This is a genomic window from Bdellovibrio sp. MYbb2, from assembly GCF_056175685.1.
In genome coordinates, this window is record NZ_JBJKJI010000002.1 from 324075 (window position 1) to 349972 (window position 25898).

Below are 25898 nucleotides of genomic sequence, written 5' to 3' on the forward strand. Positions count from 1 at the left end.
GGGCTTTTTCCAGTAAAAATCACTTAACATTTCAACCAAATCTGCCGAAAAGAACCTTAAGATGTTTCACGCCAGCACGTACCTAAAATACATCTCAACGGCTTTCCTCGTACTCTTGCTTACAAGTTGTATGGATGCTTCGTTGTCCCCTCTGCTCAGCGAAAATCAAGTTCTTCGAAAAATCATCGTTGAAGCTGCCGGCAAAACCATCAACCTGGATGAAGGCATTGGCCATCAGATCACACTGGCGGTGGAAACCCCGTCTGTTCCCGGTATCACCCTGAAACCTGAAGACCTGCAATGGAGTCTGAACGACGAAGACGGCGACTTTGAAGCTTCCGCAGGCACCCTGATTGTGCAACCAGGCCTGACCTCGATCAGCTTTATCATCAAACCTTTGCGCGACGGCGAAATCGAAGCCGATGAAACTTTCCAACTGCGCTTTTCCGGTGAAAAATTCGAAAACCTTGATAGCAGCGTGATCACTTTTGTCGTAAAAGACAAAACCACCCGCGCGAAAATTGCCTCGGCTGCAAGTCTGGATTTCGGTCCGCAGTTGAAAGACACCGTCATTGAAAGGTCCGTGACCTTCACAAATTCTGGCGATGCGGCAGCGCAGGGGTTTGCACCGGCAGCTTTGTCTGCTCCTTTTGGGTTTAAGGGCGGCGCTTTCCCGGGTTCCGGTGGCACGTGTTCAAGCACCCTGAACGGACACGCAACCTGTACCGTGGTGGTGACTTACAGTCCAACTGAAGTGAACACTCATTCCCAGACTTTGACTTGGAACTATACCAATCCCGATCTGGCAGACAGTGATTCCTTAAGCATTACAGGTCTTGGGGTTGAGGTCGCTGCCGTGCTGGGCGGTCGCCCTGCAAATCCAAGCAACGTGGATGATCTGGATATCACCGTATCAGGTACCAACGTGACTCACTATCGTTACAAAGTCGGCCCGCAATCCAGCACTGATTGTACGGTGGCTGCCGGCTATTCTGCTGAAACCGCAATCAACACTAAAATCGAAGACAGCCTGACCGCCCTTGCGAATCAGAATTTGAAAATCTGCGCGATCGGTAAAGACTCTAATAACTTCTGGCAGCCGGTGACGTCGGCTACAAGCTATGTCTGGAACTATGACACCCTTCGCCCCGCAGTGGTGATCAGCCAGAAAACCGGTCAGATCGATCCGACCAACGCTTTGCCAGTGCGTTTTTCGTTGGTGTTTAGTGAACCCATTGCAGAATCCACTTTGACGGATTCAGATGTGAACTTCACGGGCTCAGCCCTGGTCAGTGGCCACACTCTGACTAAAATCGACAGCACTCACTATGACCTGACCGTATCAGCAGTAGATAACAACGGCGTGATCCAGCCGGTGATCAATGCGGATAAGTTCTCTGACCTTGCGGGCAATCTGAACACTTTATCCACCGCCACAGACAATCAGGTTACTTATGATACGATGGCTCCGGCCCTGCCGACTTCATTGACCTGGCAGCAATCCTCCCCGACCAAAACAAGCCCTGTGACCGCTCAGTGGAGTCTTTCCGCATCCACCGACATCGCCGAACAAAAGATCCAGTATTATAAGGACGCGAGCTGTCTTTTGCTGGATGGGTCTGCGGTGGCTCTTACGACCTCTGCAACTTCGCGCAGCTTCGTGGGCGCCGATGGTGAAACATACAGTTACAACATCACGGTGATCGACACCTCTGGCAACGTTTCGGTTTCAGCGTGTTCAACGGCCCTGCTGATGGATCGCACAGCGCCAACGTTGCTGTCCTTCAGCCCCGTCACCAGCGTTCGTTCCAGCTTGCCGGCCTCTGTGACAGTGACCTTTAACGAAGACATGCTGGCTTCTTCGATGGAGTCTTTAAGCAACTGGGGCATCGCTTGCTCTGGCAGCGGCGTGGTTTCTTTGGCGGGTGTTTCTGCTGCTTCCGCAACCTCGGCCGTTGTGAATTTGACCGTATCTACAGCTCCGGCAAATGCCGAGGTCTGCACCTTGACGGCGAAAGCAACCCTGACCGACGTTGCTGGAAATGCTCTGGCCGCGGCCGGAACAGTTTCTTACACTCTAGATCTTCCAGGCACCGTGCTTTCAGTGACTTCGTCATTGGCAAACGGCAGCTATAAAGCAGGCCAGGTTGTTCCGGTATCCGTGCAGTTCACCGAAGCTGTGACTGTGGCTGGTGGAAATCCTGAATTATTGATTGAAACCGGATCCACTGATCAAGTGGCGACCTATGTCAGTGGCAGTGGCAGCGGCACCAACACGTTGGTCTTTAACTACACCGTTCAAGCGGGCGACAATTCTTCTGATCTTGATTATGAGTCCATCAATGCGTTGAATTTAAATGGCAGCACCCTGAAAGACAGCTTCGGCAACGATATGATTCTGACTCTGCCCGCTCCGGGAACGACGGGATCCTTGGCTGCGAATAAAAATATCGTTATCGATACGCTTGCTCCTGACGCCTTTGTTATCGGCGGCGTGACTGGTGGAACTGATTCCACTCAGGATGAATGGCTGACCAACGGATCCACGGCCACGGCTCATTGGGCGGCGGCCACGGGCAGCACCCAGTATCTGGTGGAAATTCGCAATAGCGATGCCTCGGCCTCCGTCTGCGCGCAACAAACGGTGGCGACGACGTCCCACACCTTCACCGGATGCACGCTGGCAAATGGCACTCAGTACACGGTCCGCGTTTCTGCCCGTGATGCTGTCGGCAACTTTACAAATGCCACTAACAACGACTTTATCTTTAATGTGAACACGTCCGCGGTGATTGCAACCGTCACTGGTCAGCCGTCTGGTAAAACCAATCAAACGACTTTGAATATTGATGTTGCGGGCGCAGATGTTCAGACCTATCGCTATAAAGTCGGAACGTCTGCTTCCACGAATTGTGCGGTCGCGACGGGCTATTCTGCCGACGTGCCAGTGGCAACCAATATCACTGATTCTGTCAGTGGTTTGGGTAACACAGATATCAAGGTCTGCGTGATCGGTAAGAACTCTGCCGCTGTAGAGCAGGCTTTGACATCAGCAACAAGTGTCACTTGGACTCAGGATCTTGTGGCGCCGACCTTGACCATCAACCAAAAATCCGGTCAGGCCGATCCAACCAACACCCTGCCACTGGAATTCACGATCGTAGCCAGCGAGGCCGTTAACAATTTTGCCGTCGCCGACATTACTCAGTCCGGATCTGCCACTGGTATTACGTGGTCTTTGACGACCTCGGACAATATCACCTGGTCTTTGAAAGCAACGGCGATCACGGGTCCGGGCACTCTGATTCCATCCATCACCGCCAATAAACTGACGGATGTGGCGGGCAATAACAACACTGCCAGCACCAGCACCGACAATCAGATCACCTATGAAACTACAAAACCGTCCCTGACGATCAATCAGGCCGCTGGTCAAACCGACCCGACAAATGCATTGCCAATTGAATTCACCGTGGTCTTTACGGAAGCCATCAATCCAAGCACCTTTGTTGCCGCCGACATCACCCAAGGTGGTACGGCATCCGGTATCACCTGGAGTCTGACAACAGCCGACAATATCACTTGGACCCTGGAAGCCACCGCGGTGACCACTGCAGGTACATTGATCCCGTCCATCACAGCCGGTAAAGTCAGTGACCCTGCCGGAAACACGAACAACGCTTCATCCACCACCGATGCCACAGTGACCTACGATATCACGGCCCCGGTGAATGCGGCTTCCCTGGCTTGGCAGCAGACAACACCGACCAATACCACATCCCTTGTGGCTCAGTGGACGAAATCAACCAGTACGGATCTGGCTTCACAAAAAGTGCGCTTCTATACGGGCACTGCTTGTAACACTTATACCGGCACTGAAAACGCTGCGACCAGTGCTGCCACCACTTCCAACTTTACCGGAGCGAACGGCACGACTTACACCTATCAGGTTATTTCCACCGACACGGCCGGAAATTCGATCACGTCGGCTTGTTCCAGTGCCTTGGTTGTTGATACGACCGTTCCTACGGTGACGAATGTGACTTCCAATAAAACCAATGGTTCCTATACTGTGGGTGAAGTGATCGACGTGCGTGTGACCTTCAGTGAAAACGTGACTGTCACGGGCACCCCGCTGATTGCTTTGAATACGACCCCCGCCCGCTCGGCTTCCTATGCCTCGGGTTCTGGCACCACGGTTTTGGTATTTAACTATACGGTTGTAGCCACAGACACCGCGGCGGACCTGAACTATGCTGCCACGAATTCGTTGACGATCAGTTCAGCCACCATCCGCGATGCGGCGGCAAACAATGCGACCCTGACTTTGCCTGGCACTGCCGCGGCGGGATCATTGGGCACGAACAAAAATATCGTTATTGATACGACGGCTCCAAGTATCACGGCCTTCACCGTGACCAATGCGACACCGACGAACAGCACGACCTTCAATATCACTTCCACGGTCAGTGGTTCACCGACAACTTATTGTATTATGGAAAACAACACCACCGTGGCGTCCTGTACCTGGACGGCGGGGGCCACCTTGCCGACAACATTCACAGTCACAACGGTGAATGAGGCAAAAACCCTGTATGCCTGGGTGAAAGATACTGCGGGCAACGTCAGTGCGATGGCAAGTTCTGCTTCCATCACCTTTGACAATACACCTCCGACGGCCACCCTTTCCGGGCAGCCTACGGGCTCAAGTTCAAAATATCTTCTGAATATTGACGTTAATGGCAGTGGTGTCGTTGCATATAAATACAAACTGGGTGTTGCAGGTTCCACGGATTGTACGGTGGCTTCGGGCTATTCTTCTTCTGAGGTTGTTCACACCACCAATATCACCGACAATATCGCGGGCGTTGCCAATGGCAGTATCAAAGTGTGCGTGGTGGGTAAAGATGCTGCGGGCAATTGGCAGACTTATGCCGCTGCGACGACGGCGACGTGGACGAAGAATTCTCCGGCGATTCAGTTTACGAACACCACGTCCTCTGTTTCAGAGTACAACGACCCTACCCACACCGTGGCGGTCAGCATTCCAACGGCAGTGGATATCGCCGTCAGCGTCAGCTATGCTTATACCAATGGTTCGGCTCCAACCGCAACTATGGGCAATGACTATACCGCGGTGAATGGCACGGCGACCATTGCTGCGGGCAGTACTTCAGTGAATATTTCAATTCCGATTCTGGACAACAGCACGGAAGAAAATGATGAAACATTTAAGATTACGTTGAGCGGTCCAGTGGGCGGTTCTTTGGGGGCCAATACCGTTCACACTGTGACGATCACTGATGACGAAGCTCCACCGCTGGTGACCATTCAGGATGTTTATGTTGTGGAAGGTGCAGCCACCAGCTTGATGGCAACCCTGTCGCATCCAACAGACAAAGGTGCTGTGGCAATCAACTGGACTCGTGACACTTGCGCGGGTGTAGATTGTGCGACTTCGGGGACTGATTATACGATGGCTGTGACTTCCGGTACAGCTTCGGTTCCGTCGGGATCGACGTCCATCACCTTTGGAAGTCTGACCACCATCAACAATGCGGCGGACGAGCTGTATAAACGCATTCCAATTAAAATCACTGGCATCACCGGTGGTACATCTTATATCTCCAATGCAGATATTTATATCAACGACAACGACAGTCCCGCAGGTAAAGACGCCACCGATGTTGTGATCGGTGACAATCATACCTGCGCCGTTACAAGCAATGGAAATGTCTATTGCTGGGGCCACAACGGCGCGGGTGCACTGGGACAAGGAAATTACTACCCAAGTTCCTCACCCCTTCAGGTTTCCCTGCCGGCCCCAGCTGTGTCCATTGCCTCTCACTATAACAACGTTTGTGCGGCGCTAAACACCGGCGCTCTGTACTGCTGGGGTCAGGGCAATCACGGCACCTATCCTGGTGGCGGATTCACCGGGACAAACTCTCTATCCACTCGTTTGTTGCCTACTTTGGTCACGGGAATGAGTTCCGGTGTCACCCAGGTCAGCGTGGGCTGGGGCAATTCATGCGCCATCCAAAATGGCGCGGTTTATTGCTGGGGTATAAAAGAAGGCGGCATTCTTGGTGATCCTGCAACGGCCTCAGCGACGATGGTGCCGGTGGCAATACCAAGTCTGAACACCGGCGTCACAAAAATCGTAAATGGTCAGTTCCATGCCTGTGCGATCAAGGCAGGCGCCCTTTACTGCTGGGGTCAAAACTCCAACGGTGAAGTGGGTGTCGGTTCTATTGCTGTGGTTAGTACTCCAACTGCCATTGCCGGACTGGGAACAGTTACTGATGTTTGGGCGGGTTATTATGGCACTTGCGCCAAAAACAGTTCCAATCAGGTTTATTGCTGGGGTAACAACTCAGACAATCAACTGGTCAGTAATACCACTGCCGACGTCACCTCACCGCTGCTCATGGCGGAACTGGCCGGATCCACCGATATTTACTATGGCATTCAGTTCTGTGCTGCTATCGCGGGCGATCTACACTGCAGAGGCAGAAACTACTTTGGTGAAGCCGGCATCAACCAGCCGACCGGAACTTCTGTCATACCTTTGACGCCTGTTGTAGGTGGTGCTGGCGGAGTCACCGCGGTCGCGGGCTCCACGGGTGCGCACACTTGCTTCGTGCGCAGCGGACAGGTTTATTGCACAGGCTTCTCTGGTTTCGGTCAGCATGGCGACACCCAGACTTTGCAGTCCAATGCTCATGTTCTCAGTCCAAAATTCAGCGGCGCAAGCTCCATTTCCCTTTTCACAGAGCATGCATGCGGGATCTTCAGTGGTGCCGTCAAGTGTCTGGGGGACAGCTACTATAACAAAACTGGAAATCTGCTAACCGACCGTATTTATCAAGCGCCAACTCAGGTAAAAAATCTGACTTCCGGTGCCACTAAAATTGTGACCACCAGCGTAGGTTCCTGCGCCATCGTTTCCGGCGGTGTTCAATGTTGGGGACGCAACTATATCCGTGCTTCTGGATCCACATCTGGAAATCCCAATGTACCAGCCGGCTTGTCTTCCGGGGTCACTGAACTCGCGATGAGCATGGGAAGCACCGTCTGCGCCGTCGCTGGTGGAAAACTTTACTGCTGGGGCCAAGTGGATATAATTCCTTACTTTGATCTTGCCGCGGACTTCTATTACGCGCCCGTAGAGATCACCTCTGCGGGGACGAACAACGTATCTGTCACCATGGGTCGCCATCATGGCTGCGTTCTAAAGGCTGACAAAACTGTTTGGTGTACGGGATACAACTCTCAAGGACAGCTGGGCATGGGCGACAATACGGACCGACCTGGTCTGCATCAAGTTGCCGGTTTGACGAATGTTGATGAACTGCAGGCTTCCAGTTACGGAACCTGCGCCCGTATTGGCACAACCTCCATAAAATGCTGGGGGCAAACTACCGGAAATGGAACAACGACCAGCGCTAAAACTCCGATTGATATTGGAAGCTTCACCAACGTAACAAGACTGGTCAGCGGTTATACAAACCACTGTGCCATTAACAATGGAGCCGCCTATTGCTGGGGCTTCAACCGCTATGACCAACACGGCCTGAACGACTATCAGACAAATGAATATCACTATTCACCCACCGCACTTACCAGTCTCAACGCTTTTGGAACGGTCACTGACCTGGAAGTTCGAGGCTCTTATGGGATCTGCGGTAAAGTGGGAACCAACTGGTACTGCTCTGGTATCGACACCAATAGCGAGCTTGGAACGAACAGAAAGCCATTCCGCCTGGCGCCGGTGTCCATGGGCCCATTCCCGAATTAGTCTCAGCTAAACGACCTTGCGCATCAATAAACACCTTCTTGCTTAAGCCCTTTCTCCCCCATAAAACAGGGGGATTAAGAGGTGACTGTATGAAGGTTCTTTTGGCTCTGATGACGTGTGTTTTGATGCTCCCCGGATTTGCGATGGCGCAGGTTCTGGACAACGCCCAAAGCCCCCCGCACAACTGGAAAAGCATTGAAAATGAGTTTGTAAAAGTCATCTATCCGGAAGAGTTCCGCCCTAAAGCAATCTATGTGGCAAATCTGATTCAGCACTATTCTTCGGTGGTGGGTTTAAGCTATGGCATCACCAAACCCAAGAAAATCACCCTGATCATCCGAAACGAAGTGGCCCTTCCCAATGGCTTTGTGGCCCGTGCCCCGCGCCGCACTGAATGGTTTAATGCCGGTGCCTACAGCCCCATCGTGGGTTCTTTGGAATGGCTGCAGATCCTGTCCATCCATGAATACCGCCACGTGCAACAAATGGATGATTTCAACAAAAACACCGTTCGCTATTTTGATTACCTTTTCGGGGACCTGGGCCTGAATCTGGCCGACGCCCTTTCGAAAAAACCGTGGATGGCAGAAGGGGATGCGGTTTACGCTGAAACCAAATACACGGATGCCGGCCGCGGCCGTTCACCGCGTTTCCTGACTCGCCTGAAGGGTATTTTGCTGGGCGGAGAAACTCCGACTTACGATCAATTCGTGAACGGCACTTACCGCGACGTCCTGGTGAACCAGTACGTTTATGGTTATGTGCTGATTTCCCGCGCCTATCAAAAATATGGTGATGATTTCTGGGAAAAGCTGACCGACAAGATCACTCATGGGCCTCACCCGTTCCGTCTGGAATCTGCGTTCAAAGAACTGACCGGCACAGAGTTTAAAACTTTCTACTATGAAACTTTCAGCGAACTGCGTGAAACGTGGAAAAAAGATGCCTTCCCTGATTTGCCAAAAACAGACTATGCGGTGACTTTCAATCCGAAGGTGACTGGCAAGAATCTGTATTTTGTTAAATTTGACATGAACACCATCCCGGCGATCTACAAGGCCACAGCGGAAGGCGATAAAAAAATCACCGATGTTCCGTATTCAGAGGACCTGAGTCGTATTGATTTCTCTGCAAACCACGCAGTTTACACGGACTATGTGCCTCATCCCCGTTACGGCTATCAAGGGGCGGCAAGTCTGGTACTGGTGGATTTGGATAATGGATCCCAGTCTTACATCACCGGACCTCAGCGTTTGTACAATCCGAAATTCAGCCTGAATGGCAAAACCATTCTGGCAGCGGAATACACAGACAAAATGGTCTGGAATATCAATGAAATCAGTTTGGAAGGAAAAACCCTTCGCACCCTGTCGCTGCAAGGCCTGGATCTGCTGGAAGCTGTGGCCATCAATCAGGATGAAATCATTGCGATTGCTTCCAACAACACCGGGCACAAGTCCCTGATTCAGGCGCGCTTTGGTTCTGCCGAATACAAAGTGCTGCTGCCGTTTTCACGCAACAACATGTTTGGACTTCAAAGCGACGGAAAAGCCGCCTTGTTTGAAGCCCAATACAAGGGTGCCAACGAAATCATTCACCTGAATTTGGCCAACACGCAGTTCACCCAGTGCACGCACAGCAGAATTTCATCTTACGCACCGACCTTTGATGGCGAAAGCTTCCTGTATTCTGAAGAAACGCCTTATGGTGCAAGAACTCAAAAAGCGCCTTTGAATTCCTGCAAAGTGCTTCCTGCCACCGATCTTGTCGACTTTAACTATCTGGGTGAAAACCCAAGCGATAATTACAACAAGTTCCCGCAAGTGTCTTTGAATGATCAGCAGTCATTCTACACTGCCAATGCCGACAAGTACTCTGAAACCGACTATGGCATGTTTGACACCCGTGGGTTCACACCGCATTCCTGGAGCTTCTTTGGCGGCCGCGGGATGTCTTTGACGCTGATGACGGACAACTATCTGCATGATTTTGGTTCGATGATCACCATCGGATCTGATGGCGAGGAAAACACTCCGTTTACTTCCGTAAAAATCGACTTTAAGCGCTACTGGCCGGTGTTCAGCATCCTGGGTGACATCCGCAATCGTGCCGCGGATGTCAACGGCAACACGCAGGAACTGACCTGGCGTGAAGGCTCTTACGGTTTGGGTGTGGCCCTGCCCTATGCATTTAAAAACAAAACCTACAGCGGTTACCTGCAGTTGGATTATTCCGCAAAGATCCTGAAAACCGAAAGCTATCGCCTGGACAAAGTGTCCGTGCCAGGTTCACAAGCCTCGACCTACGTGGATCAGCAAGTGGGCGTGTTGTTTGCCTATACCAAACAGGCGCAAGCGCGTGCCTTGCTGCCGCCGTTGGGTATGGACATTCAGGCGTTCTATGAAGATGCCAGTGGCGTGTCTGACGAGGAAGCTCCGGGGTCTTATCGCACCTACGGTCAGCTCCGTTTCTATCTGCCAGGCTTTATGGAAAACAACGGCATTCGCCTGACTGGAAACGGTCAGGAAAACCGTGAAGGAACCGGCAACTATATCTTCCCGACACCCGCGTTCAATCCCGTGGGATACATCTATTCCCGCGGTTTTGACTATGTTCCGGCGGATAGATTTGTGAAAGGCAGTTTTGAATATCTGTTCCCGCTGTCTTACCCCGATTACAACCTGGGCGCATGGATCTATTTCAAACGCGTGTATGGAAATCTGTACTTGGATCACACCAAAGTTATGCTGTCTTCCGTGGATGCGAACCTGAACAGTTACGGGGCCGAGCTGATTGCGCAGACCGTGGTCTTCCGTTTGCTGCCGATCGATTTCGGACTTCGTTACATTCAGAAGGTCGACCCGGCTGAAGGCGAAGGGGAATTCTTCCTTGGAACAAATTTGACATTCTTCTAATAAAAAAGGCCGGGTTTCCCCGGCCTTTTGTTTTTTCAGAATCTATTTCCCGACCGTGCCGGGAATCCCGTCAAACATGATTCCCACTGTGAAGTAGGAACCTGAAAGATCCAGCGAATCCACGCTGCTGCTGACTGTACCGGAACGTTTCAGATCTTCGATTTTGTTGTGTTCGATTCCACCTTCGAATACGAAATAAAAACGCTTGTAACCCAAAGCCAAAGAAATCCCGGCGGCCGCGTAAGGTGAAGCGTACCAGTTGTCACCCACACTTTTGGAGTAATCGCCGTTTTGTGCAGCAGACTTCATGGTGACTTTGGTATTCGTTCCGCCCACCCCGGCAAATCCGTCAATACGATAGATGTCGGTACGAACAAATGGCACGCGCGCCATCAGCAGGAATGCATCCTGATCAAGTTTGGCAGTGTAATCGGTGTTGGGATCTGCCGGATTTTCTTCACTGTCTGCCAGTTTTTTGGCATACCGTGCCCCGACATCCAAATACTTCATAACTGGATACGTAATCTCCACTCCCAACTGAGTGACACCTTCAATTTTTTTCATATTCTGGGTAACAAGATTGTCGTTAAGAGGCCCGGGAGCTACCGGAGTCATCCCGGCAAAGAGCCTTGCCTGAACCGGAATTTCCACTGCCGATGCAGTGGCAGTCAGGATTAAAGAAAACAATCCAACGACAACGGGGAACTTCATCATAATCACCTCATGAAGTTCCATAGTAAGTATGACGAAGCAATTTGCTCAAGTCGAGGACGATGGATCCCATCCATTTCTCGACCGCAAACCGAAGGTTGTTTTCAGGACTTTTATGGTTTCAACGAAGGGTAAATATTTATCAGGCTGATCACGCCGTTGACTATGATCTGCAAGCCAACGCAGAACGTGAGAAAACCCACCAGTTTATTACAAACCTGCATCGCCTGGGGACTGAGTCTTGCAAGTAGCGTCGGCGCCGAATAGTAGCAAACAAAAACCAGCGCACACATCAGCACACTGGCCACCAGAACGGCCACGACCTGAAACAAATGAATCTCGGCATCGGGATGATAACTGTTGGCACTTAATGCCAGCAAAACCGAGATCGTCCCCCCACCCATGGTCGTAGGAAAAGCCAGTGGATAGAACAAATGTCTCATTAACGAAGACTGAGCCGGATCAGAAGGCTTCACAGCTTTTTCAGGGTCGCTTTCTTCATCAGACTTCGACAGAATTTGCAGGGCCATCCGGGCGATAATAAATCCCCCCGCCAGCTGCACCACCGCCGTCGAAATTCCAAACAAACGGAAGAAGTAAACCCCAAAGATCGCAACAACAAAACAAAGGCCCAGACAAAAGGTCGCAATGGACAAAGCGGCCTTGCGGCGAACCTCTGCGGAATGCCCCATAAAAAAGGGCCCGACTACCAACGAACTGCCAACGGGATTCACCGGCGGAAAAAGCGCCAGAAAAGACAAAGCCACCAAATGAAAGAACGAATGAACCGACAACGTTTCCACAGATAAATCCTATTTAATCCATTCACGCTACTTTAAGAAGAGCCCCAGAGCCAACCAGATTCTGCACGCATTTCGCGGTCAGTGCTGGAATCTGCGCGTCTACAAATAGTCCCCAAATCCCCACAATATGCTTGCTCTAAGCCCTCCGAAGCACTAGAAAAAATGCCGAAACTGGTGGCATTTTTCCCGGCACGGATCTTGGAATATTCCCCACTGGAATTCCAAAACCCGTTTTTCGGTGTCGCTATGGCACTGAAATGCAACTTGAGAGCAAAGGGCGCTAAATGAGAACGTTTAAACCGAAGACAACACCAAGAATTTTTTCATCCCTGCTGATTTCAGCTTTGTTGTTCACGGCCTGCAGCCCGTCGGCTCAAGCTCCGAAAGGTCAGATCTTCAATTCAGATTTCCTGGAAGGCCTTTACAGCAACCGCCCGACTGTTGAAGATCCGTATATCTTTATCGTCAAACTTTCCAATCCGGCTTTGCTGGAAACAGCGCAAAGAAAAGACGGCAAACTGGTTATCGACAAAAAACTTCTTGCCGCGATTCAGGCGGAACAGGAAGCCACTGTTGAAGAACTTAAAAAGATCTCTGCTGATATCAAAGTTCTTATTCGCTACAAACTGGTGCTGAATGGTTTTGCGGTTTGGGCACCTGCGAACGTCTATGAAAAGATCAAGGCCGTTCCAAACATCACTCTTTCTGAAAAAGCGGGTTCTTTCGCCCGCCCTTCTGAAGATGAAATCAACCTGAAAGGCCTGGTTGGCAAAAACACGTCCGTGAAATTCATCGGTTCTGAAGCCGCTTATGCCCAGAACATCCGTGGTCAGGGCATGCGTGTGGGCGTGATCGACACAGGTGTCGACTACACTCATAAAATGCTGGGTGGCGAAGGCACAGAAGAGGCCTACAAAGCTGTCAATCCAAACGAAACTCACCCGTCTTTCCCGAACAAAAAGGTTGTGGGCGGTATCGACATCGTGGGTTCTGAGTACAACTCCGGCGCACCAAATCCAGTGAAGCGCATTCCGGTTCCGGATGCGAACCCTTTGGACGAAGCAACTCACGGCACCCACGTGGCCGGCACTGTGGCTGGTGTGGGTGACGGCGTGAACACGTATGATGGTGTCGCTCCGGATGCGGATCTTTATGCGATCAAAGTTTTCGGCGCTAAAGGATCCACCAGTGATGAAGTTGTGATCGCGGCCCTGGAATATGCGGCAGATCCAACGGGTGACCTGACTTTCCAGAAACAACTGGATGTTGTGAATCTTTCTTTGGGCAGCGGTTACGGCAATCCTCACATCATGTACAATCACGCAATCAAAAATCTGGTGCGCGGGGGAACTGTTGTTGTGGCGGCCGCGGGTAACAGTGGTGATTTGCCATACATCGTGGGTGCCCCGTCTGTTTCTGATGACGCTATTTCCGTGGCTAACAGCATCGACAACATGAACCAAAACGTGCTTTTCCCAGCGGCAGAATTTGCAGTTAACGGCGAAGCCCTGGTTGTTGAAGCCATTGAAGGCGCCATCACCAAACAATTGGCTGAAGTGACTGATTTGAAAGGCGAGCTGGTTTATATCGGTACAGCAGCCAAACCTTTGGATGAAGCGACCAAAGCTCGTCTGCAGGGTAAAATCGCCTTCATCGACCGTGGTGAAGTGAACTTCTCCGTGAAAATTCAAGTGGCTCAGGAAAATGGCGCTATCGGCGTTGTTGTTGCCAACAATGCTGAAGGTGCACCGATCGTTATGGGTGGTGACGGGAAATTTGACATCCCAGCCATCATGATTGACCTGACATCTGCAAAACGTATCAAGGCGGCATTGGCGCAAGGCCCGGTTGAAGCCAACCTTAAAACCACGGCTCAGATTGAAAAACCGTGGATGGCAGACACCATCTCCCCGTCTTCTTCCCGTGGTCCCCGTTCTGAAGACGGTATCATCAAGCCTGAGATCTCTGCTCCGGGCACCAACATCATCTCTGCGGCTCGCGGTGCTGGTGACAAAGGTGCGACGATGACTGGAACCAGCATGGCCAGCCCGCACATCGCAGGGGTGATGGCGTTGCTGAAACAAAAATACAGCACACTAAGCCCGGCCGAGCTGAAATCAGTACTGCTGGCACACGGAAAAGTGATCCACGCGGCGGACAAAAAGGTTTACTCCGTCAGCCGTCAGGGTGCTGGACGTGTCCAGGTGGCAGAATCTTTGAATGCCAAAATCGTGACGGTTCCGTCTGTGATTTCTTTTGGTATTACCGACGTTGAAAAACAAAAGACCCTGGCTAAAGAAATCGTTGTTAAAAACATCAGCGACGAGACTGTGACTTTGACAGCTCAGTGGACTGGCTCTGAGGCTTTGCAAATCACGGCAGCAACTGTAACCTTGGCGGCCGGCGAATCCAAAACTGTTCTGGTTAAGGGCAAAATCAACGGCTCTTTGATGCAAAACTCTACCGACGAGCTGGATGGATTCCTGACCTTCAAGGCTCAGGACAAAACTTTGGCGCAACTGCCGGCTTTGGCGGTGACTCGCAAGATTTCTAAAATCTCGGCGTCCCCTGTTGTGGTTCATTCTTCTTCCAAAGCAGACAGCGCCGGCAGTCTGGCGGAAATCGTTCTGAAAAATGACAGCGTAAATCCGGGTGAAGCTTACCTGTTCAACCTTTTGGGTGCTGACGGTCGCAAGAAATCTCCGAAACAGGACCTGGTTCACAACCGCAACTGTGACCTTCAGTCTGCAGGTTACCGTGTGATTGAGTCCGACAAAGGCCGCGTACTTCAAGTGGCTTTGAAGCTTTATGAAGGCATGACCACCTGGCAGCGTTGCGAAGTGAACGTGCAAATTGATTCCAACGGTGACGGCTTGGCAGATCAGGAGCTGGCAGGCTTGCCGGCGTCCGACCTGCCGGGCATGACTGGCGATGACTTTGTCAGCCTGCTATTGGATGGCAACCAGGCCCGTGAAATGCGTCGTCAGTATGAAACAGACTTTGCCACTGATCCGAGCAAAGCCAAAGAAGACTACAGTGGTGCGGTTTTGGATATTCGCGGAATGGGTGTGTTCGATAACTCCACCCTGGCGATCATCGAGGCTGATATCTCGTTGCTGTCCTTTGCAGAAACTGGGGAAATCAGCCTGAAGGTTTCTACAACCCACGGTGACAACGGCGCGATTGAATATGACGACTATCTGGGCGAGCACAGCTCTCAGTGGGAAAAGGTTTCTGTGAACACCAATGCTCAAGCCTACACCCAGATCCCTGAAGTGATCGAACTGGATGCTCAATCCAGCACAACCGTGAACCTGATCAAAGGTTACGGCGCTGGTGACCTGATCCTTTACGCGCCTCAGAATCGCTCGGTTCGTGACGTTCTGCTTGAGGACAACCAGTCCCAGCTGATTCCAGCCACGTTCAGCGACGAAAATTAATTTTAGTTTGAAATTTTCGTCAACATCCATAAACTTTACAGGGGGACCTCAAGTCCCCCTTTTTCTTTTCAAGGATGGTGGCTATGAAACAACTTCTGGTATTGGCAGCTTTGGCACTTCTTTCCTCTTGCGCGATGAAGGGGCAAAGCATTCGTGATGTTCCCACTATCAATTCACAAAATATTCAAGCGCCCCTGCGTGACCTTCCGAAAAAGGAAGTGACCATCAGCGTGGTGGATGCCCGCAAAGAAGAAGTTAAAGCCCAAAGCGATGAACTGCGTTCCGAAGTGCGCCGGGCCGTTGCCGAAGCTCTGGAACGTCAGGGTGTGGCGGTGAAAACTCCGGGCGCTAACTCAATGCTGCTGACGATTGAAGATTACCAAACCGGCCAGTTCAAAGAAGGCTGCGTGAAGGTGTCCGGCATTCTGACAATTCCAAATAAAGCCAAAGTCAAAGCCGAAGCTTCCAGTTGCTTTGAAACCAAACACCCGTTTGGATTCAAAATGGGCACTGACATCACCAAGGCCTATGAAGAGGCCCTGAATCTGCTGTTTAAAAACCTGGATTCGGCCTTGTCCGAACTTTACACGCGCTAGAAAGGTCTTACCCTGTGCAGTTGATTATTGCCCTGCTACTGATCTTTATCCCGCTGGCGGCTTATTACTATTGGCTGCTGTTTCGTAAAGACAGTGGCCAACCCACTCAGTATCTGGGACAAAACTGGGAAGTCACAGCACAGGCATTTTCTGAAAAAAACGGCGCCTCCGGTTATTATCTGCACTTCATCATGGACTTTCCCCACCACAACGTTCACCTGGATTTCCATCGCGAGTCCTCGTGGACTGAAATGCTGAAGGGACTTTCCGTTGCCCGCGAATGCCAGACTGGTGATCGCACTTTCGATGATCTGGTTTATATCAACACCGACAGCCGCACGATTCACAATCTGTTGAAATCCGAGCACACCATTCGCGCTGTGATTCAGGAACTTTTGACCGACGAAGCAATTAAAAAGATCCAGATTAAAAACGGAAAGATTTCTGTGCATTTGAAAACCTATCGCACAGATTTGTCTTTCAAGCGATCCTTCATGAAAAAGATGAAGACCGAGGATCTGGCGCTGTTTCTTCAGGATTTCACCACAGTTTCGGGAAGCCTGCTAAAACTGAAAAATCTGCTTCTGGATAAATGGGGAACGGACCCTATCAATTGGGATCAAATCGGTTTTCGCCGGGGCCTGAAGCTGACTCTGATGGGCCTGGCCCTGACGCTGACAGGAGTGATGTTTTATTCCCATGCCTACTTCAGTGGAAGTCTGGGCTTAATTCACGAAGGAATGCCCTTCTTTGCCTGGGGATTAATACCGTCACTGGCTCTGTTCTTTGCCCTGATGACCGGAGGACTGGTCAGCATGAAGGGTTCGGCCTGGGCGCCGCACTTTTTATTCCCATTCTTATTTTTGATGATTATTGCCGCTCCGGCCTGGTCTTATTCCACATTTAAGTTTCTGAACTATACAAAATCCCAGCCTGAGCAGATCTTGTCCATGGACATTCATTCCAACAGGATTGAAGTGCGCAAATCCAAACGTTCACGCCGTCAGGTGTGCCATGTGGTCAGTCCCGATCCGATTGAATCACACCGCGCCGAAGGAAATGACCTGGCCCCTTCGGTTTGCGAAATAATTGATCAAATCCGAAATCGCGGCGAAAAGCCTCAACTCCAGTATGACATGCACAAGGGCCGCTTTGGATTTCATTGGTACACCGAAAGAAAACTGGTGAATAACCGGTAATTCACAAATCCCAACCATTCCCTGACAATCTCCTGACAACATTCGCGGAACATTTTGGCTATAGTCCCGGTTCTGAAAACATAGGAGATAGAATGAAAGCACTTATCTTTGCCTTGGCACTGGGCGTTTCCGCAACAGCTCAAGCTCACAACTGCGTTTCTGCTGATGGTTTGATCATCCCGAACGGTAAAACTGTTCGTATGTACTACAGCGCTGAACCGACAAAACAAATCGGCCCTAACTACACTTGCAACAGCACTGCCCGCACACGCACTTGCATCGATGGCGCGCTTTCCACTTCTGTGATCAAATGCAGCGAATATGATTCTGGTGGCTGTGTTGACTGGTGGATGGACCGCTTGGAAGATTCCGACTTCAGCTTTGCTCAGTGTAACGATTAATTTCAAAAACAAAAAAGCCAGGGTCCTCCTGGCTTTTTTTATTCCAGCATTTTCTTTAGCTGGTCTTTTTCATCATCCCCCGCAATCAGCCATTCCGGTGGTACATGCTCGGTCACATAGTCCCAGGACTGCTGACACATCTTTTTAGCCAAGGGCTTTGCATGCAGATCTTTGAGCAGATTCAGATGCCGCAGCAGAATCGTGCGTGTGGGTTTGTAAAAACCTTCATTGTCCTTGCCAGCGTTGGTGATCTCGTCTGAGGCTTCAACTCGGGCAATAATGTCTTTAAAATACTTCTCCAAACTCATATCCGTATTGGAACATGAAAAATCTCTGATTTAAAGAATCATCAAATTCATTTTTTACCAGACCTCCGTCGGCATTTTCAAACCCATCGTCCTGAATTTTTATGTTTCAGTGTGAAAGTTAACATACTTCGGAAGCCTTCTTGTATTTTGAAAGTACAGCTTTGTCTTACACCGGTGACATGATTTTGAACCCATAACAGTTTACCCGGCACCGTTCGCACGTTCTTCAGCAGGAGCCCCCGACACTTTGGAGGTCTTTTGACGAACCCTAAGCATCTTACGAAAGCTGTTTCTTTCGCTGCTATTGCTATTGCATTTTTGATGGCGGCTGGTTGTTCCCCTTCCTCTACTTCCCTGAAAGATCTGGCCAGCACCATTGAAGATGGCAACGGCAGCGCGGGCACACCGGATACGGGCGAACAAACCCCCACTGAACCCGCCAACCCATCTGAACCATCCGTGCCGTCTGTCCCTGACAACAGCTACAAAATAGAAGCCCTGTCCTGGGAAACATCCACAAATCCAGAGCGCAGACAGTGGTCTGAATACCTGCACAAGATCATCCTGGATGACTGGAACACCCTTCTGGGTGGCGCAGATGACATGAGCAAATTCTGCCCCCGCTACAGCTCTTTGGACAACGATCAGCGGGCCAATGTGTGGGCCGCGTTGTTCTCGGCCATGTCGAAATATGAAAGCGCTTACAGCCCCACATCACGCATGCATGAAACAACCATGGGGACTGATCCTGTGACCGGCAATCCGGTTTATTCTGAAGGTCTGTTGCAACTGTCCTATCAGGATGTGCAGTGGGCTCGCTGGTGTGAGTTTGACTGGAGCAAAGACAAAAACCTGGCCGCGAAAGATCCCAAGAAAACCATTCTGGATCCGTACAAGAACCTTTACTGCGGAGTCGGCATCATGGCCAAACAGATCAAAAACAAAGGTCTGATCACGGTGGGTTCCGGCGCGTACTGGGCTGTGCTAAAAAGCGGTGGCAAATATCAGAAGATCACCGAGATCTCTGGCATGGTTAAAAAATTATCCTTCTGTAAGTAACAAGACGGTCGGGCGTCGCTCTGATTTCCCTCGGGGGGCGCCCGGTCCGCACCGTATTTTTGTTTTCTAAAACATTTCCTTTAAAAACTTGGCCTTTCAAATCTTCTGCGCCGATCCTATAAACCACCACATGCGTGGGAGGAATCATGCAGGAGCCAATGGATCAGTCTGAAAAACACATCCATGAACTGTGCCGAATCTGGGAACTGGACGAGATGCAAAGGGCATCCAAACGCCATCAGCGCGAAACCGTCCCGTATCCTTCACAGATGAACAGCTCAAGGGATAACTTTGAGGACTTCTATCTGCACCCGCACTCACCCCCCGCCCCAACTGAAAGGAGCTCTTATGCTTAGAGCCGCGATAGCTTTCTTTATTCTAGCGATTGTAGCCTACATCTTCGGTGCCAGCGGCGTAGCGGGGTTGTCGGTGGAGATCGGACGAATCTTACTGTTCGTCTTCCTGGCTTTGGCCATTATCAGCTTTGTCATCAATCTGGTCAGTGGTCGAAAGCCCTGACGGAATAATAAAAAAGGCGCTGTCACCAGCGCCTTTTTTATTTTAGTGAATCCATCCAATCAAAATCGCACCCAGCGTGCAGGACGCCACCACGATCCACAACCCCACCCCTTGCAGGAACGGTTTGATGCCGACGCTTTTCAGGGTTTCCTTCGTCAGGTTGGCACCGATCAGGAACAACGTCACTACCAAAGCGCGTTTCGCCACGGTTTCAACCACGTGGCCCACCGGGCGCAGTTCAGGAATCCAGGTCACCAGGGCGGCTGCGATCAAAAAGCCCAGAATGAACCAGGGCTTTTTCGCCTTGCCGGCACCACCTTCCACTTTTTGACCGCGGAAATAGAACAAACCAATCAAGAACGTCACCGGAACAATCCACAACGCGCGTGCCAGTTTTACCGTGGTTCCCACTTGCAAAGACTCTGGCCCATATTGCAATGTTGAACCCACCACAGAGCTGGTGTCGTGAATTGCCAAGGCACTCCAAAGACCAAACTGGGTCTGCGTCAGATTCAGCAAATGACCAATCCAAGGAAAGATCACCAATGCACAGGCATTCAGCATGAACACCGTACCCAATGCCACGGATACTTCATGAGACTTGGCGCGAATTGTAGGAGCCACCGCCGCAATCGCACTGCCCCCACAGATCGCGGTGCCCACCGTGATCAATGTAGAAGTATCACGTTCGATCTTAAGCATGCGCCCGATCACCATCCCCAAAAGCAAAGTGAAAGAGATCCCCACCACAGTGTAGCCGATGCCCTGAAAACCCACTCGACCCACGACCATCAAATCCATCCCGGCCCCCAGACCGATCACAGAAAGACTTAACAGATGATGAGTATAGCTGCGGGTTTTATCGACATAAGGATTACCCAAAAAAACAGCCAGCAAGACGCCCAGAACCAAGGCCGCTGCGGAAGAGACAAAGGGGAAAAAGCACAAAAGTGCCGCTATCGGAAACGCAATTTTTGCTATTTTTGTTTTGTTCATAGATCCACTATGCGTGGCGGGAATCCTTCTGTCACCTAACAATCGTAAAAATGCATTTTGTCGGAGCACTAGGCGAAGGACGATTAAACATCTTATGCTTTCCTCGAACAAAGGAGGTTGCAATGCAACGCAAAGGTTCAGCTCACTGGCAGGGAAATCTTCAACATGGTAGCGGCGAACTGTCCACAGAAAGCGGCGCCCTTAAGAATCTTCCCTATTCCTTTTCGGATCGTTTTGAAAATGGCATGGGGACCAACCCCGAAGAACTGATTGGCGCAGCTCACGCCGGCTGCTTTTCCATGGCCCTTTCTGGAGCCCTCGCCAAAAAAGGATTCAATGCGGAATCGCTGGATGTCTCTGCGACAGTGAGCCTGGAAAAGTCCGGCGAAGGATTTTCCATCACGTCTTCCAAGCTGAAGCTGCGTGCGCTGGTGCCGGGCATTGATCGCAAACTCTTTGAAACCATTGCTCAGGATGCCAAGGCCAACTGTCCGGTTTCAAAGGTGCTCAAGGCAGAAATTTCTTTAGAAATCGACTTCCACGAGCTTCGCTCCCCTTCTGCATCCGCACACTAGTCTGCTAAACACCCCCGGAGATCCCGGGGGTTTCTTTTTTAGGGATGATGATTGCGCTCGTGCTGATTAAAGATTTCATGGATCTTTTTTTCGTCAAACTGGCCGATAGCTTCCTCAACCAAAAGACTTTCCCGATCCCGTCCCAGAGTTAACACCGCCGCCACCTTCTGATCTTCATAATAGGCCACGGCAAAGTCCCGGCTACCGAGATCACCCATCACATCCATTCGATCAAAGCGATCCGAATGCCCGACATATCCCAGACTCAGATCATAGTGTTGTGTCCAGAAGAACGGCACATCCTGAAACTTCACCCGATCGCCCATCATGTTTAGGGCCGCCGTTTGACCCTGGCGTTCAGCGACCTCCCAGTGTTCCACCCGGATCGAGCGCTGACTGTGGGGATCGGGCCACCTTGCGATATCACCGGCAGCAAAGATTCCAGGCACACTGGTTTCAAGGTACTCATTCACCAGCACACCATTTTCAACCCAGCACCCAGCCTGCTCGGCCAGCTGGGTGTTGGGCCGAATCCCCGTTCCAACAATCACGAAGTCACAGTCCACACTTTGGCCATCATCCAGCAGCACACTGCGCTGGCGAATTTCCTTTATCGTGTGCCCCAGATGGAAGATTACGCCGTGTTCTTCGTGCAGTTTGTGCAGCACACTTCCGACGTGAACACCGACGACCTTTAACAGGGGCATTTCCTCTGGCGCCACCACGTGCACTTCCAGATTACGCTGGCGCAGAGCTGCGGCGACTTCAAGACCGATAAAACCGGCACCCACAATCACCACTTTTTGCGCCCACGAGGTGCGACCGATGATGCGCTGACAATCCTGCAAAGTGCGCAGATAGAACACATGATCTTGCTTAATACCTGGAATCGGTGGATGAATCGGCTCCCCACCCGTTGCCAAGAGCAGCCGGTCATAGCGCAAAGTCTTTCCATTTGAAAGAAACACACTGCGCCGGTGCGCATCGATCTTTTCCGCCTTCGTTGAAAGTTCAAAATGAATTTTGTGGGTCTGATAAAATTCCTCTGTTTCCAAAGGCACCCAGTCTTCAGGCACATTCCCGGCCAGATAGTCCTTGGACAGATTCGGACGATCATACGGCAAAGACTTGTCTTCGCTGATGATAGTGATGGATCCGATAAAGCCCTGCTTGCGCAGCATGATCGCGGCTGCGGTCCCCGAAGCGCCCGAACCCACAATGACATATCGCTGAGATTCACTCCATTCGCGCGGGCGCACGGTGCTTTCTTTTTTTCCAGTGACGAACACCTTACCGCCTCGCATTTCCACATTGTAGGCCGAAACGGGATTCAAAGCCGGCGCCTTCAGCGCTTCGCCGGTGCGCAGGTCAAAACAGGCATGGTGCCAGGGACAGTGTACAGTTTCTCCAACCACCAAACCTTCAGCAAGAGGCCCCCCATAGTGGGAACAGGTTGCACCAATGGCAAAGTACTCTTCATCGTGGCGAACCAGGATCACTGGATCTTCACCCACATAACCCAGCAGACTTTTATCTTCGCGCAGCTCGTTTAAGTCCACGCCTCTGCTTAGATTCGGTCCGCTCAACTCTGCACTTCTTCCCATAAGACAGCTCCTTTGAATGCGGATATCATAGTAATTTTCCGCTTCAGGCTGGAGCAGGACCTCGACGAAAATGCTAAAAAGCAACACAGTTGCAATGTAAATAGAATTAAATGTTTTTTTTCGTGTTTCAAGGTGAGACAGAACCACCAAAAAACACCCTTCCCATCTTCAAACAACGCCCAATAAGTCCGATAATAAAGTGTTGTATCCGTGGCCAGGAGGCTTGAGTTGAAACAGTGGGTGAAAAAACTAGTTGATCAGTTTGACATGGACTGGGGCTCGAACAATGGTGGCACTGAAAAGCCCAAGGAAGTTCCAGCCATGAGCGAAGAGCGCGCGACACTGCTCTTCATTCTCGACGTTATGAACAAGCACCTTTTTGAAATTCAAAACCACTCGGTGCGCAAAGTGCGCAACAAGCTGGATAATTTCTCAAAATCACTGGTGAAGCAGGATCATGCGGACACCGAGCGTGTGCTGTTTGAAATCCGTCAGTTTATTTCCAGCTATCGCATTGATGAATACAGCTATGTACAAAACACCTTTGATGATTTTAAACGCATCATCTGGGAATTTGCCGACCACCTAAGCGAAGAGGTCGACGCCGAAGCTTCGGCCAGCGGTGACATCAACCAGAGTCTGGAACAGCTGCGTGAAGCGGTCGAGTCCAACTCTATTGAAGAGCTGCGTGCCAAGTCGCGCGAATTCATCAATTTCTATCTGAAGCATCAAAGCACTCATAACGAACGCCGCTCCAAACGCATGGAGGCGATCAAAAAGAACCTGACCACGGTCAAAAAACAGCTTATGGAGGCCAACACCACCATGAGAAAAGACCACCTGACCGGGGCTCACAACCGCAGAAGCTATGACGAGCAAATCCGCCGTTATCTGCAGTTGCATGAAATCGACAAAGACCCGATGACGTTGATCATTATGGATATCGACTTCTTTAAAAAGATCAACGATTCCTACGGCCATGACATTGGTGACTTTGTCCTGCAGGAATGCGTGCGTCTGATCCAGGAAAGCTTCTCGCGCGAAGAGGACTTCATTGCCCGCCTGGGTGGTGAGGAATTCGCGGTGATCCTGCCGGGTTGTGATGCCCAGGCCGCCGTTCGCATGGCGGAGGAAGCCATGAACCGCATCCGCAAAGAGGTCTTTGTTCACGAAAAGTTTGAAATCCGCTTCACCGTTTCCCTGGGCATTGCCGAAGTGCTGCCGGGCGAAAAGGCCGATGCTTTGTACAAGCGCGCGGATGAGGCCTTGTATGAATCCAAGCAAACCGGACGCAACAAATACACTGTATCCAAGGGTTCTCAGATCAAACGTGTGGCCTAAGGGGCTGTCCAACTTTTAGACAGTCGTCAATAGAACTGTGGTGACCAGAAAAGCCTGAACAATTGTTCGGGCTTTTTTTATGTTCAGATTTTTCTGAACACTCGCAGCGAATTTCCAGTTCAGATTCAATCAACACACTCCCCGTGTTGGCTTCATGCTTGCTTTAGCACTTCAGCATGAAAGCAATTCTGTTTTTAATCACTACAGTTCTGGGGGCCTCGATGAATTCATACTCTCAAGAGAATTCAGAAAAGGATATTGTCGTGGCGATCATCGACACCGGCGTGGATGTAAACCATCCTCTGCTTCGCAATAACCTGTGGGTGAACCCCCGCGAAAAAGACAATATGAAAGATGATGATGGCAATGGATATGCCGATGACCTCCATGGATGGAATTTTGTTTCCAATAACAATGACCTGACCGACAACCACGGCCACGGCACCCACGTGGCGGGTATCATCCAGCAGCGCACCCGTTCGTCGCGCGTGAAGTTCATGATTTTGAAATATTATGATCCGTCGATTCCGGCAAACGACAACCTTATGAACACTGTAAAGGCCATTCGTTATGCCATAAAGATGAAAGCGGATATTATCAACTATTCCGGCGGTGGCGACGAAAGAAGCCCCATGGAAGAGGCAGCCATTCGCGACGCCCAGGAACAGGGCATTCTATTTGTCGCTGCCGCCGGCAATGAAGGACGCAATACCGACCTGGTGGGCTACTATCCTGCGGGATACAAGCTGAACAACATTATTTCCGTGGCCGCCATGGATTCGCAAAAACGCCTGCTGGCCTCCAGCAACTTCGGCACGGGATCGGTGGATATCGCGGCTCCGGGAAAGAATGTGTTTTCAGCCCTTCCTGGAGGCAAGTATGGCTATATGAGCGGCACATCCCAGGCGACAGCGTGGGTCAGTGGCCTTGCCGCCTCGTTGATGCTGAACCGCCCCTGGGAAGCCCTGAATCCGGAAGGCGTTAAAAAAGCCCTGGTGAAAAGTGGTGTCAAAGATCGCCAGCTATCCAGGAAAATCCGTTCTCAGACTCGCATTTCAAACCTGCAGGCGGAATTGAATCTGGAATAGTTGCTAGCGATCACAAAAGGACGCTACAATAAACCCATGTTGAAACCTGCATTGATTCTGCTTCTGCCCCTGATGATCACCGCCTGCTCTGAACGTCTTCAAGCCCGCGAGGTCGCGACCATCAAAGCCTCCTGTGAACATGATGAAAAGACCTTCCGCTGTGTGGAGGTTCTGAAGAACTATGACGGCGACACCCTGACCGTGAATATTCCCAACGTCCCGGCCCTGATCGGAAAAAAGATCAGCGTCCGCGTCTTTGGCATCGACACACCCGAAGTGAAAACGAAAAATAAATGCGAAAAGGAAGCCGGGCGCATTGCCCGTAACCTTGTGACCAGCACCCTGAAAAATGCCAAAAACGTTGAGCTGCACAATGTTCAGCGCGACAAGTATTTCCGCATTCTGGCAGACGTGATGGTTGACGGCAGATCCCTGGCAGACATCCTGCTAAAGAACAATCTTGCTTACGCCTATGACGGTGGTACTAAAAGTCATCCAGACTGGTGCAAGTCTTTGCGGCAGCCGGCCAACAACTAGTTAGT

Annotated in this window: 17 protein-coding genes; 12 read left to right on the top strand and 5 right to left on the bottom strand. The window is 50.9% G+C overall.

The genetic code is table 11. The annotated features are described in order from the left end of the window. Positions 1-130 precede the first annotated feature (130 nt). Positions 131-7801, top strand: a complete 7671-nt coding sequence (locus tag AC04MQ_RS11510) for a Calx-beta domain-containing protein (RefSeq protein WP_015090591.1) — start codon at positions 131-133, stop codon at positions 7799-7801. 89 nt (positions 7802-7890) lie between these two features. Next, entirely contained in the window at positions 7891-10716 is a 2826-nt protein-coding gene (locus AC04MQ_RS11515; protein ID WP_015090590.1) for a BamA/TamA family outer membrane protein, read from the top strand. A gap of 42 nt (positions 10717-10758) precedes the next feature. Here the strand turns inward: AC04MQ_RS11515 and AC04MQ_RS11520 are convergent, their stop codons facing one another. Both AC04MQ_RS11520 and AC04MQ_RS11525 read right to left on the bottom strand, forming a co-directional pair. Next, positions 10759-11430, bottom strand: a complete 672-nt coding sequence (locus AC04MQ_RS11520; protein ID WP_475392121.1) for a hypothetical protein — start codon at positions 11428-11430, stop codon at positions 10759-10761. Positions 11431-11540: 110 nt separating this feature from the next. Then, positions 11541-12230, bottom strand: a complete 690-nt coding sequence (locus tag AC04MQ_RS11525) for a MarC family protein (protein WP_041577322.1) — start codon at positions 12228-12230, stop codon at positions 11541-11543. 284 nt (positions 12231-12514) lie between these two features. Here AC04MQ_RS11525 and AC04MQ_RS11530 point away from each other — a divergent pair, with 284 nt between their 5' ends. From AC04MQ_RS11530 to AC04MQ_RS11545, 4 genes are all read left to right on the top strand, one after another. Next, positions 12515-15670, top strand: coding sequence for a S8 family serine peptidase (locus AC04MQ_RS11530; protein ID WP_015090585.1), 3156 nt, complete (start codon positions 12515-12517; stop codon positions 15668-15670). Positions 15671-15753: 83 nt separating this feature from the next. Continuing rightward, complete coding sequence (locus AC04MQ_RS11535) at positions 15754-16266, top strand: hypothetical protein (RefSeq protein WP_235046297.1); 513 nt, start codon at positions 15754-15756, stop codon at positions 16264-16266. A 14-nt stretch (positions 16267-16280) separates the two neighbouring features. Next, entirely contained in the window at positions 16281-17465 is a 1185-nt protein-coding gene (locus tag AC04MQ_RS11540) for a hypothetical protein (protein WP_015090583.1), read from the top strand. 92 nt (positions 17466-17557) lie between these two features. Further along, positions 17558-17866: a hypothetical protein gene (locus AC04MQ_RS11545; RefSeq protein ID WP_015090582.1), complete on the top strand. Its 309-nt coding sequence runs from the start codon at positions 17558-17560 to the stop codon at positions 17864-17866. 38 nt (positions 17867-17904) lie between these two features. On the opposite strand, the gene AC04MQ_RS11550 is transcribed toward AC04MQ_RS11545, so the two are convergent. Further along, entirely contained in the window at positions 17905-18174 is a 270-nt protein-coding gene (locus tag AC04MQ_RS11550; RefSeq protein WP_015090581.1) for a hypothetical protein, read from the bottom strand. A 258-nt stretch (positions 18175-18432) separates the two neighbouring features. Here AC04MQ_RS11550 and AC04MQ_RS11555 point away from each other — a divergent pair, with 258 nt between their 5' ends. Together AC04MQ_RS11555 and AC04MQ_RS11560 are read left to right on the top strand one after the other, a co-directional pair. Next, entirely contained in the window at positions 18433-19233 is an 801-nt protein-coding gene (locus tag AC04MQ_RS11555; RefSeq protein ID WP_041577320.1) for a hypothetical protein, read from the top strand. A gap of 348 nt (positions 19234-19581) precedes the next feature. Next, positions 19582-19752, top strand: a complete 171-nt coding sequence (locus tag AC04MQ_RS11560) for a DUF1328 domain-containing protein (RefSeq protein ID WP_041577316.1) — start codon at positions 19582-19584, stop codon at positions 19750-19752. Positions 19753-19794: 42 nt separating this feature from the next. Here the strand turns inward: AC04MQ_RS11560 and AC04MQ_RS11565 are convergent, their stop codons facing one another. After that, positions 19795-20748 carry a YeiH family protein gene (locus AC04MQ_RS11565; protein ID WP_015090578.1) on the bottom strand — a complete coding sequence of 318 codons (954 nt, stop codon included), beginning with the start codon at positions 20746-20748 and terminating at the stop codon, positions 19795-19797. Positions 20749-20870: 122 nt separating this feature from the next. On the opposite strand from AC04MQ_RS11565, the gene AC04MQ_RS11570 reads away from it, so the two are divergent. Then, the gene (locus AC04MQ_RS11570; RefSeq protein ID WP_015090577.1) at positions 20871-21323 is read left to right on the top strand and encodes an OsmC family protein; all 453 of its coding nucleotides are present in this window, start codon (positions 20871-20873) and stop codon (positions 21321-21323) included. A 38-nt stretch (positions 21324-21361) separates the two neighbouring features. Here the strand turns inward: AC04MQ_RS11570 and AC04MQ_RS11575 are convergent, their stop codons facing one another. Next, a complete protein-coding gene (locus tag AC04MQ_RS11575) occupies positions 21362-22927 on the bottom strand; it encodes an FAD-dependent oxidoreductase (RefSeq protein ID WP_041577313.1) in 1566 nt (521 codons plus the stop codon). Positions 22928-23155: 228 nt separating this feature from the next. On the opposite strand from AC04MQ_RS11575, the gene AC04MQ_RS11580 reads away from it, so the two are divergent. The 3 genes from AC04MQ_RS11580 to AC04MQ_RS11590 all read left to right on the top strand — a co-directional run bounded on the left by AC04MQ_RS11580 (position 23156) and on the right by AC04MQ_RS11590 (position 25893). Then, the gene (locus tag AC04MQ_RS11580; RefSeq protein ID WP_015090575.1) at positions 23156-24268 is read left to right on the top strand and encodes a GGDEF domain-containing protein; all 1113 of its coding nucleotides are present in this window, start codon (positions 23156-23158) and stop codon (positions 24266-24268) included. A gap of 176 nt (positions 24269-24444) precedes the next feature. Then, positions 24445-25356 (top strand): S8 family peptidase, encoded by a 912-nt coding sequence (locus AC04MQ_RS11585; RefSeq protein ID WP_015090573.1) that lies wholly within the window; start codon positions 24445-24447, stop codon positions 25354-25356. Positions 25357-25392: 36 nt separating this feature from the next. Further along, complete coding sequence (locus AC04MQ_RS11590; RefSeq protein WP_015090572.1) at positions 25393-25893, top strand: thermonuclease family protein; 501 nt, start codon at positions 25393-25395, stop codon at positions 25891-25893. The last annotated feature ends 5 nt before the right edge of the window (positions 25894-25898 follow it).

Excerpts from the sequence above, each read along its gene's own strand:
- AC04MQ_RS11570 (WP_015090577.1), top strand. The coding sequence starts at position 20,871 with ATGCAACGCAAAGGTTCAGCTCACTGGCAGGGAAATCTTCAACATGGT.
- AC04MQ_RS11520 (WP_475392121.1), bottom strand. The coding sequence starts at position 11,430 with ATGATGAAGTTCCCCGTTGTCGTTGGATTGTTTTCTTTAATCCTGACT.
- AC04MQ_RS11545 (WP_015090582.1), top strand. The coding sequence starts at position 17,558 with ATGAAAGCACTTATCTTTGCCTTGGCACTGGGCGTTTCCGCAACAGCT.
- AC04MQ_RS11530 (WP_015090585.1), top strand. The coding sequence starts at position 12,515 with ATGAGAACGTTTAAACCGAAGACAACACCAAGAATTTTTTCATCCCTG.
- AC04MQ_RS11575 (WP_041577313.1), bottom strand. The coding sequence starts at position 22,927 with ATGGGAAGAAGTGCAGAGTTGAGCGGACCGAATCTAAGCAGAGGCGTG.
- AC04MQ_RS11535 (WP_235046297.1), top strand. The coding sequence starts at position 15,754 with ATGAAACAACTTCTGGTATTGGCAGCTTTGGCACTTCTTTCCTCTTGC.
- AC04MQ_RS11565 (WP_015090578.1), bottom strand. The coding sequence starts at position 20,748 with ATGAACAAAACAAAAATAGCAAAAATTGCGTTTCCGATAGCGGCACTT.
- AC04MQ_RS11550 (WP_015090581.1), bottom strand. The coding sequence starts at position 18,174 with ATGAGTTTGGAGAAGTATTTTAAAGACATTATTGCCCGAGTTGAAGCC.
- AC04MQ_RS11590 (WP_015090572.1), top strand. The coding sequence starts at position 25,393 with ATGTTGAAACCTGCATTGATTCTGCTTCTGCCCCTGATGATCACCGCC.
- AC04MQ_RS11560 (WP_041577316.1), top strand. The coding sequence starts at position 19,582 with ATGCTTAGAGCCGCGATAGCTTTCTTTATTCTAGCGATTGTAGCCTAC.
- AC04MQ_RS11510 (WP_015090591.1), top strand. The coding sequence starts at position 131 with ATGGATGCTTCGTTGTCCCCTCTGCTCAGCGAAAATCAAGTTCTTCGA.
- AC04MQ_RS11585 (WP_015090573.1), top strand. The coding sequence starts at position 24,445 with ATGAAAGCAATTCTGTTTTTAATCACTACAGTTCTGGGGGCCTCGATG.
- AC04MQ_RS11515 (WP_015090590.1), top strand. The coding sequence starts at position 7,891 with ATGAAGGTTCTTTTGGCTCTGATGACGTGTGTTTTGATGCTCCCCGGA.